At 41.7% G+C, this 17,899-nt stretch carries 14 protein-coding genes; 12 read left to right on the top strand and 2 right to left on the bottom strand.

What is annotated here, in order from left to right:
- Nucleotides 1-12: 12 nt before the first annotated feature.
- From CA600_RS02145 to CA600_RS02185, 9 genes are all read left to right on the top strand, one after another.
- Nucleotides 13-1,479: a DUF4179 domain-containing protein gene (locus CA600_RS02145; RefSeq protein WP_094868699.1), complete on the top strand. Its 1,467-nt coding sequence runs from the start codon at nt 13-15 to the stop codon at nt 1,477-1,479.
- Nucleotides 1,480-1,633: 154 nt separating this feature from the next.
- Nucleotides 1,634-2,515, top strand: coding sequence for a carbohydrate ABC transporter permease (locus CA600_RS02150; RefSeq protein ID WP_179281494.1), 882 nt, complete (start codon nt 1,634-1,636; stop codon nt 2,513-2,515).
- Between the two features lie 58 nt (nt 2,516-2,573).
- Complete coding sequence (locus CA600_RS02155; protein ID WP_179281498.1) at nt 2,574-3,407, top strand: carbohydrate ABC transporter permease; 834 nt, start codon at nt 2,574-2,576, stop codon at nt 3,405-3,407.
- Nucleotides 3,408-3,427: 20 nt separating this feature from the next.
- Nucleotides 3,428-4,588 (top strand): efflux RND transporter periplasmic adaptor subunit, encoded by a 1,161-nt coding sequence (locus tag CA600_RS02160; RefSeq protein ID WP_094868701.1) that lies wholly within the window; start codon nt 3,428-3,430, stop codon nt 4,586-4,588.
- Between the two features lie 38 nt (nt 4,589-4,626).
- Nucleotides 4,627-5,976: an ABC transporter substrate-binding protein gene (locus tag CA600_RS02165; RefSeq protein WP_256989686.1), complete on the top strand. Its 1,350-nt coding sequence runs from the start codon at nt 4,627-4,629 to the stop codon at nt 5,974-5,976.
- A 22-nt stretch (nt 5,977-5,998) separates the two neighbouring features.
- The gene (locus CA600_RS02170; RefSeq protein ID WP_094868702.1) at nt 5,999-8,515 is read left to right on the top strand and encodes a hypothetical protein; all 2,517 of its coding nucleotides are present in this window, start codon (nt 5,999-6,001) and stop codon (nt 8,513-8,515) included.
- Between the two features lie 242 nt (nt 8,516-8,757).
- The gene (gene nhaC / locus CA600_RS02175) at nt 8,758-10,146 is read left to right on the top strand and encodes a Na+/H+ antiporter NhaC (protein WP_341134726.1); all 1,389 of its coding nucleotides are present in this window, start codon (nt 8,758-8,760) and stop codon (nt 10,144-10,146) included.
- Between the two features lie 113 nt (nt 10,147-10,259).
- Nucleotides 10,260-11,480, top strand: coding sequence for a GNAT family N-acetyltransferase (locus tag CA600_RS02180; RefSeq protein WP_094868704.1), 1,221 nt, complete (start codon nt 10,260-10,262; stop codon nt 11,478-11,480).
- 101 nt (nt 11,481-11,581) lie between these two features.
- Nucleotides 11,582-11,905 (top strand): hypothetical protein, encoded by a 324-nt coding sequence (locus CA600_RS02185; RefSeq protein WP_094868705.1) that lies wholly within the window; start codon nt 11,582-11,584, stop codon nt 11,903-11,905.
- 35 nt (nt 11,906-11,940) lie between these two features.
- Here the strand turns inward: CA600_RS02185 and CA600_RS02190 are convergent, their stop codons facing one another.
- A complete protein-coding gene (locus CA600_RS02190; RefSeq protein ID WP_094868706.1) occupies nt 11,941-12,816 on the bottom strand; it encodes a deoxyribonuclease IV in 876 nt (291 codons plus the stop codon).
- 220 nt (nt 12,817-13,036) lie between these two features.
- Between CA600_RS02190 and CA600_RS02195 the strand changes: the two genes are divergently transcribed.
- A complete protein-coding gene (locus tag CA600_RS02195) occupies nt 13,037-13,825 on the top strand; it encodes a helix-turn-helix domain-containing protein (protein ID WP_094868707.1) in 789 nt (262 codons plus the stop codon).
- A 171-nt stretch (nt 13,826-13,996) separates the two neighbouring features.
- Here the strand turns inward: CA600_RS02195 and CA600_RS02200 are convergent, their stop codons facing one another.
- Nucleotides 13,997-14,968, bottom strand: a complete 972-nt coding sequence (locus tag CA600_RS02200; RefSeq protein ID WP_256989687.1) for a M23 family metallopeptidase — start codon at nt 14,966-14,968, stop codon at nt 13,997-13,999.
- A 250-nt stretch (nt 14,969-15,218) separates the two neighbouring features.
- On the opposite strand from CA600_RS02200, the gene CA600_RS02205 reads away from it, so the two are divergent.
- On the top strand, nt 15,219-15,974 hold the full coding sequence (locus CA600_RS02205) for a response regulator transcription factor (protein ID WP_094868709.1): 756 nt from the start codon (nt 15,219-15,221) through the stop codon (nt 15,972-15,974).
- A complete protein-coding gene (locus CA600_RS02210; RefSeq protein WP_094868710.1) occupies nt 15,971-17,722 on the top strand; it encodes a sensor histidine kinase in 1,752 nt (583 codons plus the stop codon). Before CA600_RS02205 ends, CA600_RS02210 begins: the two co-directional genes overlap by 4 nt.
- Nucleotides 17,723-17,899 lie beyond the last annotated feature (177 nt).

Genomic DNA, 17,899 nt, shown 5'->3' on the forward strand with positions numbered 1-17,899 from the left:
GAGGTGAACGGAATGACAGAAAAAGAAGAATGGATGCTTCGTAAGAACATTGATGAAGTACAACAGAATGTCGAAACGATGCAGGAGATGAAAATCTACAACGCTATGAGAAAGGGAATTACGGAGGGGAAAAAACGAGAAAAGCGACGGATCTATACTACAGGAATGGGCGTGATTGCAGCTGCAGCAGTTGCATTTCTATTTACATATTCAACAATCGGATTACCGGATAAGGAAATGCTGCAACCTTCAGTACAATCGGCTAGCACTAAGCTTACGAATGATTTCAAAGCTTATCGCACATTCTCCAGATTAGATTCTGCACTTGCCAGTGCTCTTGAACAGAATCTCGTGATGCCTGTAGGTCAGAGTGCGGTAAACAAGGGATACCGAATAGATGTGACAGGTGCCGTTACCGATGGACGGAAGGTGTATGTCCTATACAGTGTTCAGAACAATACAGACGAAGTAGTTATACACGCTGATTTTGGACTTCAATTTGAAGGGATAAAGGAGTCGTCACTTCACAAAGGTGCATCATTAAGTATGCTCGCTAGTGAAAGCCGAATTCAACCTGGACAGTCTATGGATTTTATATACTCCACTAATCTTTCACCAGCAATTAAATATCCTAAGAAAGTAAACTATAATATAATTCTTACCGAAACTTCAGATAAGGCACTCCTATCCAGTACTAATAAGTATCGGACTAGCCTTGATGTTGCTTTCGAGCTTGATCCTGACATGCTCAAAGCACAAGAACGGATTCTGAATACAGAAGGAACGCTGACCGTGGATGGACAAAAGATTAAAGTCACTGGAGTTCAGTATACTCCGCTAAGCACCTATGTAGATCTGGAGTATGATCAGAATAATGATAAACAGATTTTCCAATTGATTAATCCTGTGCTGATTAGTAAAAAAGGGGACATCACTGATAAGTTGTATTACCCGGATACCATCAACGCTGACAATTCCGAAATCTATTCGGACAACTCCAAGTTCACGTTAGTGTTCAAACATAGTAAGGGCAGTCAGCCAGATTCAGTGTCGTTGAAGACTTTTGGGATTTCGGCAGTCGAAAAGGACCAGATGAAAATTGTCGTGGATCTAAACAAGTATCAGCTTATTCAAGCGCCCGGAACTGGACTTGAGTTAGTCACGCCAACTCCAGAGAATAACGTAGAGGAAGGAGAAATCCTCCTAAGACGTAATATTGAGAATGCTCAATATTTAGAACGCTCTACTAGACTTGCTGAGACTTTTACTGACGCAAAAGGGAAGGTACATCATAGAGAACCTTCCACAAACAGCTTCAGCAGCTATACGACTTCTAAGGATGGGTCAGCCGTGAACGAGTTTGGATATAATTTTGGCGCGGAAGCGAAGAACTATCCTCAGCCATTAACGATAACGTTAGAGAAATATTCAAATCCAATTAAGGATACGCAGGCTGTGGAGTTATACTCGAAGAATTAGGAAGCAATGAATCATCCGTTGATAAATCTATCAACGGTTTTTTTGTGATCGCAGAGACTTCACACTTTGAAATTTAAGAAATACTTAATATATACCGTACTTGTTTTTAAGAAGTTTTTCTTATTCTAAGTGCATGAAGGAGGTTACTGAAAGGATGATAAACCCAAGTATAAAGAAATGGCTCCGTAAGGATATCTCAGCGGCAATGATGTTCCTTGCACCAAGCGGTATCGGATTTGCGATGTTTTACCTTATACCGTTTGTAATGGGCGTATTCTATTCTTTTATGGACAGCACGATAGAGGGCCATTTTGTAGGGTTTGATAATTACCGAGAGTTATTAAAGAGCGATTCCTTCCGTAAAGCAGCGTCCAATACATTTTATTTTAGCGCGATAAGTGTTCCGCTAATTCTTGTACTATCGTTAGGATTAGCGATGTTATTGAATAAAAATACATATTTTCGGAATTGGCTTAGGACTGGCTATGTGTTGCCGCTTGTCGTACCTGTCGTCTCTATCATTCTGATCTGGCAGATACTTTTCGATTGGAATGGCTCGCTTAACGCCTGGCTGAACAACTTCGGTATCGAACGTGTGGATTGGATGAAGACGGATGCAGCTAGAAATGTAATCATTGTTGTTTATTTATGGAAGAACATAGGCTATAACGTGATTCTATTCTTAGCGGGATTGCAGCAAATTCCTAAGGATTATTATGAAACGGCTCAAATTGAAGGTGCTGGACCCTTACGCCAGTTTCGCAGTATTACACTGGTCTATCTAACCTCTTCGATGTTTTTTGTGGTCATCATGTCGATCATTAATTCATTTAAAGTGTTTCGTGAAACGTATTTGATCGCAGGTGATTATCCGCATGACAGCATTTACATACTGCAGCATTATATGAACAATATGTTCATGACACTCGATGTACAGAAGCTGACTGCCGCGGCGACCTTAATGTTTGGTTGTATTTTATTGATCGTGTTGGGATTGTTTGCAATTGAGCGGAGGCATCGACAATTCATGGAATAGGGGTGAAAAGGTTGTGCCAGTTGTCAAAGTGTTACGAAAAGGGGCATTAACACTCGTCATGGCTGTTATTGCTATCATATTATTATTCCCGATTGTGATCACATTCACAAATTCGCTTATGACAGAGAAAGAAATTGAGATCAATTATGGATCTATCGGGCAGATGAACGAAGTAATTGAAGGGAGAGAAGCTATCTTTGTGAATTTAAAATTACTGCCGGATCAAGTGTCCTTGGAGCAGTATGCTAAGGTTTTCCTAGACAACCCTAAATATCTGACGATGTTCTGGAACTCAGTATTCTTGGTTGTACCCATCATTGCAGGACAAACATTGGTAGCAGCACTCGCTGCCTATGCTTTCTCTAAGCTGAAATTCCGGGGGCGAGATCCTTTGTTTCTTATCTATGTCCTAACGATGCTTATGCCTTTCCAAGTGACGCTGGTACCGAACTATATTATGGCGGATAAGCTAGGCATATTAGATAGTTCATATGCGATTATATTACCAGGAATTTTCGCAGCGTTTGGTGTTTTTATGCTCAGACAATTCATGCTGGATATACCTTACGCGTATATCGAAGCGAGCAAAATGGATGGTGCAGGACATTTTTTGATTTTTTACAAGATTATTATTCCGATGATTAAGCCAGGTCTGGCAGCACTCGTTATATTATTGTTCGTTGATTATTGGAATATGGTGGAGCAGCCGCTAATCTTTCTAGAAGATCCGTTTAAGCAGCCCTTGTCAGTGTTTTTATCGAGGATCAATGAAGAAGAGCGGGGCATTGCTTTTGCTGCATCCATACTATACATGGCTCCAATGGTGATGCTATTTTTATATGCGGAATCGTATTTTATTGAAGGCATTCAATTGTCTGGTATCAAAGGTTGATTGGAGGAGAATGACGGGATATGGAGTTAGGTATAGAGCCGACTGATCGTAGACGTAAACGAAATATTCAAGTCGTCTTCATGGTTTTTATGGGATTGTTATTGTTTTTCACAGTATTCAGTAACACTATACAGTCTTTGACGTTGCCGAAAGTAAGAACTGAAAAACCAACAAAGGGTAATCTGTTACTTACGATTGAAGCTAGTGGGATATTGCATCCACTCGCTGAAGCTAAGCTTTCGAATACAACCGGACTGAAGGTGCAACAAATTCTTGTGAAAGAAGGTCAGCGTGTAGAAAAGGGACAAAAGCTTATTATCTATGAGAGCAAAACGGCTGAGCAAGAATTGAAAGATGAAATAACTAATTTGGAAAAGCTGAAAATTGATCAACAGAATAGACAAGACCAGTACATCCAGTCCGCGCTGGAAGAGGATGAATTCAAAATTCGAAATGCAAGACGTGATATCGAAAAAGGTAAGTTAGATATCTTAGCCCAGGAAAATAAGATCAGCGGATTAAAAAATCATCTAACAAGCGAAAAACAACTATTTTCTCCGTTTGATGGATTAATTTCAAAACTGAATGCCGTTGAAGGATTAACTTCATTGGGAGAACCGGAAGTTATTGTATCGAACAGCAGTCAGGGTTACAGATTGGATATTATTATGGATTCTGCACATTTATCTAGTTTAGGGATTTCTGCTGGAGAAAAGGTAGAGGTCGATGTCGATATGAGCCATGGACAAGAGGCCCAGACCATAAGTGGCTCCATCGAAGAAATTGTGAATTCAGAGTCACGTATTGATAGCTCTTCTAGTAATGATTCGGGGAAGACACAAACCATTCCTCAAAAGGCTTTGAGAATCAAAGTCGTTGATCTAGAACTTAAAGGGGGTGAACAGGCTCGGGTCAAATTCGAGAAACGATCACTCCAAGAGGGATTACTCCTATCCAAAGAAGCTATTCATGAGGATCGCGAAGGTTTGTTTGTCTATAAAGTTGACGAGCAGCGGGGGGCATTAGGCAATGTTTTTGTCGCTAAGAAAGTTCGTATTCATTCCAGTGAAAAGAACGAGAAAGAAACGATGATTCAATCGGATGTCCTCTATGTGGAGGATTCAATTATTCTGGAAAGTAGTGAACCTCTTGAAGACGGGAACCGAGTTCGACTGCAATAAGAAATCATATCAACGAGAAAATAGGAGGAGAAAATCAAATGATCAAAATGAAGAGTAACAAGCTGGGGATGTTGGCGATGGGGATGGCTATGCTTGCGACGGCCGCCTGTAGTAATTCGGGAAGCGAGTCCGGGACGAACGATCAGGGAAAACCCGTCTCGGCAGAAGGAAAAACCGTCGTGAATTTTTCGGTACGGGAGTCGAGTTCCTTCTTTGAAGCGGCGGAAAAAAGATTCGAAGAGAAATACCCGGACATCGACCTGCAAATTCAAGCCGTGAAAAAAGCGGAAGAAGACTGGAAGCCCGGAGATTACGAGAAGTATACGAAAACGACGAATACGGAGCTGTTATCGGGCAAGGGAGCGGACATTCTCGAAGTGGCAGAGCTGCCGTTCGAATCATATGCAAGCAAAAAGCTTATCGCAAATATGAACGAGTTGTTGAAACAAGACACGTCGCTGAGTGGTGTCGACCTGCAAGCAAAGCTCAAAGTATTTAAGACGGACGGTGACTTATACGCCATACCGCTCGGGTACTTCATGAGAGGGTTTATTGGCGACGGAAATCTACTGGCCGACGAGAGTATCGACGACAGCCGGTGGACGTGGGCCGAATTCGCCGAGGTCGCGAAGGGCTTGATGTGTAAAGAGAGCGAAAGCGGCATGGACCGACGCTACGCTTTGGCTAACGAACCGCCGGATTTGATACTGTGGGAAATCGTCGTCGACGGCTATGCCAATTTTGTGGACGTCTCGGGGAAAAAAGCTTCCTTCGACTCCCCAAAATTCGTCGCTGCCATGCAGCAGGTCAAGAAGATGTACGACGACGGCATCGCGACCGCCGAGCCGGCCGAAGTCGGCCGCCAGTTGTTTTACTCTACCGTGTTGAGTTCACCAGGCAATTTGATCGATGAAATTCACTATTATTTCGCGAATCCGAAGCTGATCGGGAAGCCGCAAGCCGGAACGGTGGGTACGAGGCTCGCCCCTAGCGTTCAGCTTGCGATTAGGGACAATTCTCCGGTGAAGGATGAGGCTTGGAAATTCATCTCATTCCTGTTGTCTGAGGAAGTGCAATCGATGAAGGAAAGGGAAGATTACGGATTCTCGATGTTGGACTCGGTAAACGAGAACGAACTGAGGGACGTTCAGAAGCAGGTGAACGCTGGTACCTATAAGCTTCCAAGCGGAAAAAAGCCGCAAGTTTCCGCTGAGCAGTTCGCCCAGTACGAACAGTTCATGCGGTCTGCGGGGTATTTCACGCGGATTGACGGAAAAGTCGTGCGAATGATCGGAGATGAATCGCCCGCCTTCTTCAGCGGTCAGAAGTCAGCCGATGAGGTCGCCAAGCTGATTCAAAACCGGGCGACGACGTATTTGAACGAGTAACGGTTTAAGGGAGGGGGAACTCATGTACAAACGATTAAAGTCATATGCTGCAGTTCTGCTCAGTGCAATGATGTTTAGCCAATCTCTTGCAAACGGCACATACGCAGCATCGACAGGAGTTTCAGACGCAGCGGTATTCATTTTTGACAAACTTGGTTCAATAGCTTTGAAAAGTAATGTCAACGTGAAGCTGATAGATATGGATATTTTAGAGCAACCGAGCGGTAATATACTTATATATACACTTAGTTATAGCAATGGTAGCAGCAATAGTGTAGCTCACGTTGATTATTTCTCTAGGGTTACTACAAATGGTGGATCAGTCATTCAAGGCAAACCTATCACGAGAGAGGTCACCAAAAAAATCATACCTCCTAATAGTAGCCAAATCGTCACGTATTACGTGAATATTGGAAAGTCCACACGATTAAACGGTACTAAAGTAACCCTATTTACTTGGGATTTCAGTAGCCAGGATTATCAGAAAAAGCTAGGTGTATTTACCATTCCAGCTAGTTATTCAGCTGTCGTTCCTCAAGGTCAGAGCAAGGAAATCACTATGGAAAATCTGCTAGTAAACATCAGAGCAGAAAGTCTGCAAAGGCTTAAGATGAATGGGAAAATCTATATGAGAGTAGGCGTTAGTTTTACGAATTTGGGTAAAAAAGTGCTCAGCGACACCGCTTATAAAGCATACCTGAAATCGGCCGGTGGTTCGGTGTTCGATCTTAAGCTGGAGAACGTCAGTGGCAGTTTCAATGTACAGTCTCAAGAGAAGAAGACGGTTTACTATTTAACGGAAGTTCCTTCTTATATGAAGACTGAACAAATGATATTGCAATTCGCGCAAGAAGATGAAACTTTGAAAATAATGCTTCCAGTTAAATCTTTCAAGCTTCCTGCAGTAACAACTTCTGACTTGGCTGTGGCTAATTATGCTGTTAAGAAGATTTCTATTAAGAATAACACCGTTGAAATGCAATTGAAGAGTGCTTCTGTATATTCGGAAAATGATTCCGCGAAATGGAATCTTGAGTTCCGTCTTAAGAATTTTGGAAATAAAGCTATCACGCTACCTGCATACGAGCTTACGGTTAAAGCTGCTGAAGGATTTAGTATTCCGGTAGATTCAAAAGCACTTGAAAATGTAACATTGAAACCGCTTGAAGAGAAAATTATCAATCTTAATGCGGACGTGCCATTAGAACTTAATCAAGGTAAGCTGCAGTTGCAATGGACGGAGCCCTCTGTTGATGACAAGGTTATTTTTCCAACTGCGCAGTTTAACATCCCTTATTCTCTGGAGAACAATAATCTGATGGGTCAAGAGTATACGGTCCAGAACAGGTACGGAAAATTTATGGTGAAGCTGGTCTCCTATCAGCGGTTACCATGGGATGATACGGATCAAATCGTAACTAATATAAGCATCCGTAACACCGGCTTAACCTCAGTACAGTTACCTTCTCTCAAAGCTATAGTCAAAGCAGGAATGAGTGATCTGAGCAGCTCAGCCCAGATCGTGACCACAAATACGCAAACGTCGCTTGCTCCTAATGAAGCAACAGAGATCTATGTGATAGCGAAAGTTCCATATACTTATAGTTTCAATCAGCTAAAGATTGTACTGCAGGCCACCTCAGGAGATGAAGTTACGAAGTTTCTCTCTATGAATACAAGTTCGCTAAATAATGTAATTCATACAATTTCTGTAGGTGAAACTCATCAAATGAACTCGTTAAGCAAAAAAGCAAAAGTTAGCGAGCGCCGGACAACCACTTATAATGAAAATAGTTCTAACTTGATCTATACGGAACTGGAAATGATTAACGAAGAGCCGCGCCAGTCAAAACAGGCACAGCTTGTGGCTTATTACAAGACACCTGATAACCAATTTTTCAAGGCGGTGGTTAGCCAATCGATAACTCCAACAAGCCCAAATGGTAAAAATTTGGTTACTATCTGGAGTAAACTTCCGCAAGGAGTGAGTACATCCGATCTTATGCTTTATATTGGGGAAGGGATTGCTGACGGCAAGCTTACAGATTTAGGGGGGACATCCACTGGATTTATTAATAGTGTTAAATTAGCACTTACTCCTAATACAGTAATCCCACACAATAATCTAACAAGTGTCGATCTATTCCCTTACAACTTATCGGTTGCCAATGCAGCGGGGACGATTACTGAAGAGAAAGGCACATTAGATGTAGTTGTAAACTATAGCTTATCCGAGAAAGAAGATTTTGAAGCAGGTCACTATGAACATAAGTTAGTCTTAGAACTCATTGACCCTTACGGACAATCCATGGAAAAGACTTTGGAACTGGGGGCAGATTTGCCAATGGGTAAGAATAAATCATACTTAGCCTCATTTAATAGTAACTTCCACAAAATATTAAGGGGAGGAAGCATTCGTATCAATCTATATGATGAATTCCAGGGTCATAGGATGTTACTAGGGGGTCAGTCCTATCCGTTAACTTACATTTCAGCAGAACCGAAAAACTCTAATAGTAATGGTAGCTCAGGCAATTAAAATTGTAGGAAGCTGGGTTAAGAAAAAAGTCAAAAGTGTTGGCATAATAGCCAGCACTTTTTTATATTTTTATGAACTTTTTATGGAAATTCCTTCAATGTATGTTCTTTACATTGACTGTCCTCATTCTTTTCGTTAAGATTACCTCTGCGCTTCAATGCCAAAAAGCAAAAAAGCTTGAAAGTGAGGAAGCGATTAATCATTATTATTATCCCAATACAATGTTAAGGAGCATTATTGTCATGGAACGTCAGCTTAGTTTCTCAAAAAGCATGATCATCATCATTTTTATTCTCGCACTTCTATTTGTATCCATCTTTCTATTGAAAGCGGAGCCGCATCTGCCGCTTCTCGTAACTACAATAGGCACGGCCGTCTTATTAGGGATGTTTGGGTTCTCTTGGAAAAAGATCGAATCTGCCATTATTCAAGGGATACAAACGGCCATCATGCCAATTCTAATCCTCATGCTGATCGGAATTCTGATTGCGGTATGGATGATGAGCGGGACAGTGCCTTCGCTTTTATATTATGGTATGGATTATATTAATCCGAATTATTTTGCGGTGAGCGCATTATATGTCACGATCATCGTCTCGATGTTCACTGGAAGCTCATTTACGACAGTAAGCACGATCGGTGTTGCTTTAATGGGTATTGCAGTAACTACGGGGATTTCCCCAACTTTGGCTGCTGGAGCGATTATCAGTGGGGCTTGTTTTGGTGATAAAATGTCGCCACTTTCCGATACCACGAATTTTGCTCCCGCAGTAGCCGGCATCCCTTTATTTACACATATTCGTAACATGGTCTACACAACGTTACCAGCGCTTGTTATAACTACAATCTTTTTCTTGTTCGCACCAAAGGGCAACTCAATCGACTTAACCTCGATTACGGACATTAAACTTGCTTTACAAGATGGTTTCCATATTCATTGGTTAACGCTGCTATCTCCTATAGCTGTCATTGCTTGTTCGATCAAGCGGGTGCCGATCCTGCCTACGTTAATTGTCGGAATAATAAGTGGTCTTCTTGTGACGGCTTTCGTTCAGCAGCAGACAGAAATCGATGTCTGGTTTAGTGTGATGCAGAACGGATATAACAGTAATATCGGGAATGAAATGGTTGCTTCCATTGTCAATCGCGGAGGGATGCAATCGATGATGTGGTCTGTATCCTTAATCTTAATTGCCTTATCTTTAGGTGGTTTGATTCAGCATTGCGGTGTGATCGAGGCTTTTTTCCGTAAACTCATTCAACCCCTTAAGCGTAAAAGCAGCATTGTTCTTATGAGCGGAGCATCCTCCATTGCGGTAAACGGCATGACGGGTGAACAGTATCTTTCGATCCTATTGCCGGGGCAAATGTTCAAAGATGAATATAATCGCCGAGGCATTCCAGCGAGAACACTGTCCCGGACGCTAGAGGATTGTGGAACATTAGTTAATCCATTGATTCCATGGGGTGTTAGTGGCGCCTTCTTCGCAGTGACTCTGGGTGTACCTGTTATAGAATATGCACCTTATGCAACCTTCTTATGGTTAAGTCCATTCATCACATTTGCTTATGCTTTGATCCCTAAACTGCAAAAGAACTCACTGGGTGTGGATAAAGAAATCTCAAGATAATGGACACCATATGCATTGATTCAACGTATATAAAGAATACTATGCGTTGAGTCAATGTGATCAAGCTAGTGTTCTAAGCTGAAAAAGTGGACTATTTATCGGAGGTAATAACAGTGAGTCGCAGTAAGTTACAAGATCGAATCAGATTAGCCAATGTCGAAACCAAGCACGCAGAGCAATTTAATAATCTACTACGTTATGTATTTCAGGTGACCAATCGCGATCTGCAAATCTTTGGCTGGGAGAACCGTGAAATCACTCAGGCAAAGTTGCCAGTTCTTAAGTATGCTGATGTTGTAGGTTGGTTTGATGGAGACAAGCTCATTTCTCAGTTAGCTGTATACCCATTTCAGGTGAATATTTTTGGGCATATCTATGAGATGGGTGGGCTAACGGGTGTTGGAACCTATCCCGAATATGCCAATTTGGGTCTAATGAATAAGCTAATGCTTCATGCTTTAACTAAAATGCGGGATCGTAAACAATCGATATCTTATCTTTTTCCGTATTCAATCCCTTATTATAGAAGAAAAGGCTGGGAAATCATTACCGATAAAATCTCATTTGAAGTACCGGATACCCAGTTGCCAAAAATGAGGAACGTCCCAGGAAATGTGGAACGCGTAACCATTGAGCATCCAGACATCAAAGTGATTTATGATCAGTTTGCCGTACAGCATCATGGGGCGATGATTCGTAATGAGCTAGCATGGGAAGAATATCTGCGGTGGGATTTGGATGATATGACGGTTGGTATTTATTACAATAACAACGATGAACCCATGGGGTACTTGTTATATTGGGTCGCCGAAGAAATATTTTATATCAAAGAGATGGTATACATTGTTGAAGAGGCTCGAACGGGTTTGTGGAATTTTATTAGTGCGCATTTTTCGATGATTAAGCTGGTTAAAGGGGATATTTATAAAGGTGAACCGTTGTCATTCCTATTAGATGATGGGGATATCAAGGAGACGATTGCTCCCTATTTTATGGCGCGAATTGTGGATGTTCGTTTATTTATTGAACAGTATCCTTTTAAACGACAGGATAAGGACTGTGAGCTTGTTTTTAATCTGAGTGATCCGATGCTTGAATGGAATCGAGGGACATTTACTTTATCCGTAGATAGAGAAGGGAAGGGGAGCCTGCAAGAAGGAGGGTTAAATCCTTCGCTTACGCTTGATATTCCTACCTTAACAACCATGTTAATGGGCTATAAGCGGCCAACCTACCTGGCTCGAATCGGCCGTATTCAGACGGATGAAGTCACGATCCATTTACTTGAAGGACTGATTAGACCAGAGCATCCATATTTCTCTGATTATTTTTAAAAGGGCACGAACCTTTGAAGCATACTCTAAGGAGTGTGCTTTTTTGTTCTTTTTATAGTAGAATAATCTCTCAGCAACACAATATGATATGAGGTGTAAGAATGGCAATTAATTTTAATAAACCAATGATCACTAAATTACAGCAAGAAATTACGGAGCTTGAAAGCAAGATCAAAAACACGCAGAACAAAAAAGAAAAATCAAAATTCAAAATTAATCAATTAGAACAGGATATGAAATTTAGTAAGTCTCACACGGATTTGAGCAGTAAAATGTCGCGAATCAAAAAGTTGAACGATGAGGTAAAGAACTTAAACCGTACACAATCTGATCTTTCAAAAGAGTTAACCGCTAAGAAAAACTCTCTAAAAAAGGTTCAAGCGAACGAAACCACATCTGTTGTGAATAATTCTATAGAAGAATAAATAAGGATATAAAAACTGCATTTTGTATGCGGTTTTTATTTTTTTATCGGCTCATCAGTCTCCCCTCTTAACAATGAGATTTCATGCTTATAGGGTGCGTTGACATACTTCTTTTCACCGATGGAGGGGGTCTCTAGAAGTTTGGGAATGGTCGATAGTTGAGGATGGTGGACTACATATCGTAATGCCCGAAGGCCAATATATCCGTGTCCAATATTTTCGTGCCTGTCTTTTCGCGAGCCCATAATATTCTTGGAATCATTTACGTGAATGACCTTCAGGCGCTCTATTCCAATTACGCGATCAAATTGATCTAAGATGCCATCAAAATCCTCCTTCACATTATAACCAGCGTCGTGGATATGGCAAGTATCCAAACAAATCGATAATCGCTCATTGTGAGTCACTCCATCAATAATAGCTGCAAGTTCCTCAAAAGTGACTCCGCACTCGCTGCCTTTTCCCGCCATCGTCTCTAATGAAACCTGAACATTTCGTTTATCGGCTAACACTTCATTCAAGCCTTCTATGATCCGCGAGATTCCAGCCTCTGAACCCGCACCAACATGGGAACCGGGATGTAGGACAATTTGCGTAGAGCCTAAAGCTTCCGTTCTTATAATTTCGGATTGAAGAAACTCTATACTGTGCTCGAAGACCTGAGACGATATCGTATTCCCTAAGTTCACAATAAACGGAGCATGTACCACAATATTTGAAATGCCGTTAGCGCACATGTGAGCTTGGCCAGCTTCAATATTCAAGGCTTCAATGGGTTTGCGACGTGTATTATGAGGTGCTCCGGTATATATCAGGAAGGTGGTCGCTCCATAAGATGATGCCTCTTCGCTAGCCCGAAGGAGCATCTTTGGTCCAGTCATGGATACATGTGACCCAAGGAGTAAAGACATCAGATTTAAACCTTCCTTTCTTTAGAGAAGTAGATTAATTTTAGTCATTAATTGATGTCATTATATATCTATTAACATTTGTAAAATGCCCTAATGTTATGTATTGTAGCTTATTACGCATTTGCAACTGCAAGTGGCGCAAACGCAACCTCAATCATATAGCCTTTACTCTATTGTTTTTCTATAATAAAGGTAATATTTAGCAAAGGAGAGTAAGCCAATGTCTTTTAGCGAAAAATTGTTGCAACTTAGAAAAGAAAAAGGTTATTCCCAGGAAATGCTGGCTGAAAAGCTGTGCACGTCTAGACAGGCAGTCAGCAAGTGGGAAAACGGACAAGGGTTCCCTGAAACCGAAAAGCTGCTTATGATTGGTAACTTATTCGATGTGTCCATCGATTATTTGCTAAAGGAGGGCGAGGTGAAGGGCGGTGTTGAAGAGCGTGGGTATTATGTCAGTCAAGAGATGGCGGAAGGGTATTTGATTCATCAGCAAAAGTCATCCAATCGCATTGCGACAGGCGTGTGCCTATTAATTATGGCTTTTTTGCCGTATTTCATGCTTAGAAAGGAACCCGTCATTTATTCCTTTCTTATTATCATTTTGTTGGCGGCAGGGGGTATTGTTATTCTTGTGTCCGCCATATTGAAGAACGACGAAAGGTACCATGTGCTGGATAAAGAGGCGCTGATGTTGGATCAAGGTTATGTGAAACAATTGACGGAACGTTTGAATAGATTAAATAGTAGGTATGTAACTATGAGTATTGTGGGTGCTGGTATGTTAGCGGTAGGCGGAATGGGCTTTTTGCTGGAGAAAAAGGGGATCTCTGAAGGCGTTTTAGTCCCTTATTATCCAATTTGCGTCATTTTGATCGCTATGGGCGCATATGTAATTATTCGAACATCTACACTGTGGTCCTCTTATAGTCTGCTGATCTATAATGAGAAACATGTTAATCAGAGAAATGACGGCTTCTGGAGAAAAATCAAAAAGAAGTTGGCCGAATAATAAGCTTGGTGAAAAATATGCCTCGTCAGGGAAAATGCTGACGAGGTTTTATAATTTAATGGCTCCGCAATGTTGTCTCTATTGGTTCATGCTAACCAAGTTATTGAGCTGCCTGAAAGCATGAGAACTGTGCAAGAAGCCGCAGAAGCGATTGGCTTATACGAAAGATCGCTATTCAGTAGCGGCAATCGTCTCACCTTGTATTGGTTTCAATCCGTTCTCCCACCTAACAGGGATAGAATGAGAGGTGAACAAATTCACTCCGTCAGAGATTTGAAAATGCAAATGGGGCTCACTAGTGTTGCCTGAGTTACCTGTTAGCCCAATGACATCACCTTTTTTGACTTTATCGCCTGGCTTTACTGTAATCGATCCTTTCTTAAGATGGGCTAAATGGCTGTATTCGCCACCGTGATCGATGACCACGTTATTTCCGGTTGCCTGATTAGGGTTCATGACACCGACGGGTTCATTATCTTTAATATCATTCACTACCGACACAACTGTACCATCCGCTGGTGCAACAATATTTTTTCCAAAGGCATAATAGCTTTTGTTTTTCAGCGGGTCCCCTTTATAAGAATAGTGTTCCTTGGCTTGGATGAAATCATAGGCGTAACGCTGGATCTCTACTTCATAATGATAATTTACGAGGACATTCTCTCCACCCCAAAATACATACCAGTCACCTTGGAAGGGCAATGCGTATTCATGCTTACTAAGCTTTGTATCGGTTTCAGGGGAGGATGTAAGCTCTTGAATCTGAATTAATGAAATGGTTCCATCCGGATCAAACATTCCGATAAGTCCCTTATTGCCTGCATCGCTCACCCATGTGCGACGATCAAATCCATTAAGCTGCATGTCAGAAGCTTGATTCAGTGACTGGATATCCTTAGTAAATTCCTTAGCAGTCTCAGCTAATTCCGTTTCACTTACCTCATCTTTCAAAGACTGGCTAAATTGAGCGTACATTTCTTTATAGTTCCCTTTAAGCAGTAACTTAGGAAGATCATCTGGCAGGAATACGGTTTCGTTTGATGTTACGGCTGAACTGGATGTTTGCTCCATTTTTGCATTATTAATATCCCCTTTTCCTCCTCCACATGCTGTTAATAGTAAGGTAAGTGATCCTATCGCCATGATTGTTTTTGCTGACACCCCAGGTTTATTTGTAATTTTCTTAGCGCTTTTATCGATGTTTATCGCCTCCCATAGTGAAATTGTAGCAACCCAGTCTTAGCGCTTCTGAAACTTTGTATGAATTCGTTCTTAACTTTTTTGGAAATCTACGAACACGAATTAAGCTTCCGTTAAGGAAAGTGCGATTGATCGCGAGAAAAATCATGCTATGATGATAAAAACATCGGTTATTTGGAAAGGGAATTACACAATGAATGAAGCTTCGATTTTACTTGTGGATGATGAGCAATCGCTTTTGGAGATTATGGAGACAGTGCTGCGCAAGGAAGGTTTTCTGAATATTGATACAGCGGTGACGGGTGAAGAGGCTTTGAGTGCCTGCGAAGCCCATAAATATGATTTGATTGTATTGGATGTGATGTTGCCAGGACGCAGCGGAATCGAAATCTGTCCATTTATCCGGCAGACGACGGACGCACCCATCCTATTTCTTACAGCTCGAACCTCTGATTTTGATAAGCTGACTGGATTTGCTATAGGTGGCGATGATTATATCACCAAACCCTTTAATCCACTTGAAGTGGTAGCTCGCATTAGAGCACAACTGCGGAGATATTTAAGCTCGCCCGCCCATTTCAGTGCTGAAAAGAAAGCAGAGACCGTTCACAATAAATCTGCGACCGTTTACGATTATGGGAGGTTTAAACTCGATGAGACAGCAGGAGAGCTACTCGTTGAGGGGGAGTCGGTCTCTTGTCCGGCACTTGTATTTCAACTGCTTTTGTTCTTATGTAAACATCCCAATCAAATCTTCAGCAAAAGCGAATTATATGAAAGGGTTTGGGGGGAAGAAGCGTTAAGTGACGATAACACGGTCATGGTGCATATTCACCGCATTAGAGAACGTATAGAAGCAGACCCGTCTGACCCGAAATTTATCGTTAATGTTAGAGGCCTTGGCTACAAGCTGGTTAAAGTGGAACGCCAAGGGTTGTCTATGCCATGAATATCAAACGCCGACTAACGTTAAAATTTGTACTTCAGCTTGCAATTACTGGCGTGGTGGTTCTCGCTATATCTGCTGTGACGCTAACTTGGATCTTGCTGCGGTTTCTTGATATCAGTTTGACGCGTGATTTTGCTAATGTGGGTCTAGAGCAATTGGTTGAATCTTCTAAGATTGATGAGAACGGTATTCAATTTTCCCCAAGCTTACTGGAGCAAGTGAAGAAAAATAAAGGCTGGCTTCAAAGTCTTAATGAAGATGGGCAGGTTGAGAGTGCCTATAATACACCCAAAGATGTACCTACACAATATGGTCCTGGTGAAATAGTTTCTTACTGGATGGGGGCTCAGCCATTTCCTTATCAGCTCGCTTTATGGATTCAAGAAAAGAATGGTAAACAGTACACACTGGTATATGGTGCACCTAATGTATTAGATCCTTTATTAAAGAAAATAAAGGAAGATTCATCCGTCGATGCGAAAGAGTTGCCGGAAATTCCTGATGATCTAAAAAAAGAGATTAAATCTGCTCAAGCTTATGTCCAGCTTATAGATTCATCAGGCAAGGAATTACTTTCGTATAACAGACCTAATATGATTCCCACGGAGTATTCCGTTCAAGAGCTTGCGCTTAGAACCATGTACAGTGATCGATATGGCTACCATGTTCTATCTTCTTTTGATAAGGAGTCAGGTCGTACTTGGATCATCGGAGAGCCTAATATCAAGGGAGCAGATTCAGGAAAAACAATGCGGGTTCCAGAAGAGGTTAAGGTCGTGATCATCGGCTCGGTTGCTATGCTTATCGCTTTATTAATCGCGTTTATACTACTCTCGTTATGGCAAGCCCATCGTTTTGGTGCGCCAATGCTGCATATGCTCGTATGGCTCGATTCCATTGGAAATGCCATTTATACAGAACCAACGGATCGTAAAGGCCTTCGTCGCAGTCGAACACCCATCGGTAAATGGAGGCGAAGATATCGTGTTTTTGCTGATGTGATGGATTCCATTGAGAAATTATCAGCAACCTTGAAGAGAGATCAAGTGTTGCGTGAGGAGACGGAAAGCTTACGAGAGGAATGGATCGCGGGTGTTACCCATGATTTGAAAACTCCATTATCCTCTATCACAGGATATGCTCATTTACTGGCCGAACCGTCATATGATTGGTCGAAAGAGGAAGTTCAGAAGTTTACAACAACGATGTTAGATAAATCAGCCCATATGGACATGTTGATCAGTGATCTTGCGATGACCTATCGTTTAAAGACAGGAATTAAACCACCGGAGACCATGGGAGTTGAATTGAACACTTGGATGCAACAAGCTCTAGAACAAGCTGCTGCTAATCCTGCCTATGGGAAACAGCGAATTGTATATCTGCCTGCACAAACCGAAGTCAAAGCTCAATTGTACACACCTTGGCTGGAAAGAGTTGTCAACAATTTAACTGCGAATGCGTTGCTCCATAACCCGCCGGATACGAAGTTAACCGTCTCGCTTATTCATCATCAGACGGACAGCGGATTTATCATTCAATTTGCTGACGACGGCGATGGAATGGATGAAGAAACAATGATTCGGCTATTTGAGCGATATTATCGAGGAACGGATACAGCATCTACCTCCAACGGCTCTGGACTCGGTATGGCAATCTCCAAAGGATTGATCGAATGCATGGGTGGTCAGATTGCTGTAGAGAGTCATGTAGGTAAAGGAACGGTTATTAAGTTAATATGGAGCTGATCTCTCCATTCAAGCCCTCGCTGTATTCCAACCGGAAACCGCGAGGGTTCTTTGTATTTATTAGGTTGAGATAAGTTCAGGAATATAAAGGAGTTGACATCCTTTTAGAATGTAACTACAATAGTTACAGGTTAGTGTTTATTAAGAGGAATCATATCATTCATATTTGAGGAGGAA

It is taken from the genome of Paenibacillus sp. VTT E-133280 (assembly GCF_002264385.1).
In the GTDB taxonomy this organism is placed as follows: domain Bacteria; phylum Bacillota; class Bacilli; order Paenibacillales; family Paenibacillaceae; genus Paenibacillus_AQ; species Paenibacillus_AQ nitricinens.

Coding starts and splice junctions, on each gene's coding strand:
- CA600_RS02145 (WP_094868699.1), top strand. CDS start 13: ATGACAGAAAAAGAAGAATGGATGCTTCGTAAGAACATTGATGAAGTA.
- CA600_RS02150 (WP_179281494.1), top strand. CDS start 1,634: ATGATAAACCCAAGTATAAAGAAATGGCTCCGTAAGGATATCTCAGCG.
- CA600_RS02155 (WP_179281498.1), top strand. CDS start 2,574: ATGGCTGTTATTGCTATCATATTATTATTCCCGATTGTGATCACATTC.
- CA600_RS02160 (WP_094868701.1), top strand. CDS start 3,428: ATGGAGTTAGGTATAGAGCCGACTGATCGTAGACGTAAACGAAATATT.
- CA600_RS02165 (WP_256989686.1), top strand. CDS start 4,627: ATGATCAAAATGAAGAGTAACAAGCTGGGGATGTTGGCGATGGGGATG.
- CA600_RS02170 (WP_094868702.1), top strand. CDS start 5,999: ATGTACAAACGATTAAAGTCATATGCTGCAGTTCTGCTCAGTGCAATG.
- nhaC (WP_341134726.1), top strand. CDS start 8,758: ATGGAACGTCAGCTTAGTTTCTCAAAAAGCATGATCATCATCATTTTT.
- CA600_RS02185 (WP_094868705.1), top strand. CDS start 11,582: ATGGCAATTAATTTTAATAAACCAATGATCACTAAATTACAGCAAGAA.
- CA600_RS02190 (WP_094868706.1), bottom strand. CDS start 12,816: ATGTCTTTACTCCTTGGGTCACATGTATCCATGACTGGACCAAAGATG.
- CA600_RS02195 (WP_094868707.1), top strand. CDS start 13,037: ATGTCTTTTAGCGAAAAATTGTTGCAACTTAGAAAAGAAAAAGGTTAT.
- CA600_RS02200 (WP_256989687.1), bottom strand. CDS start 14,968: ATGGCGATAGGATCACTTACCTTACTATTAACAGCATGTGGAGGAGGA.
- CA600_RS02205 (WP_094868709.1), top strand. CDS start 15,219: ATGAATGAAGCTTCGATTTTACTTGTGGATGATGAGCAATCGCTTTTG.
- CA600_RS02210 (WP_094868710.1), top strand. CDS start 15,971: ATGAATATCAAACGCCGACTAACGTTAAAATTTGTACTTCAGCTTGCA.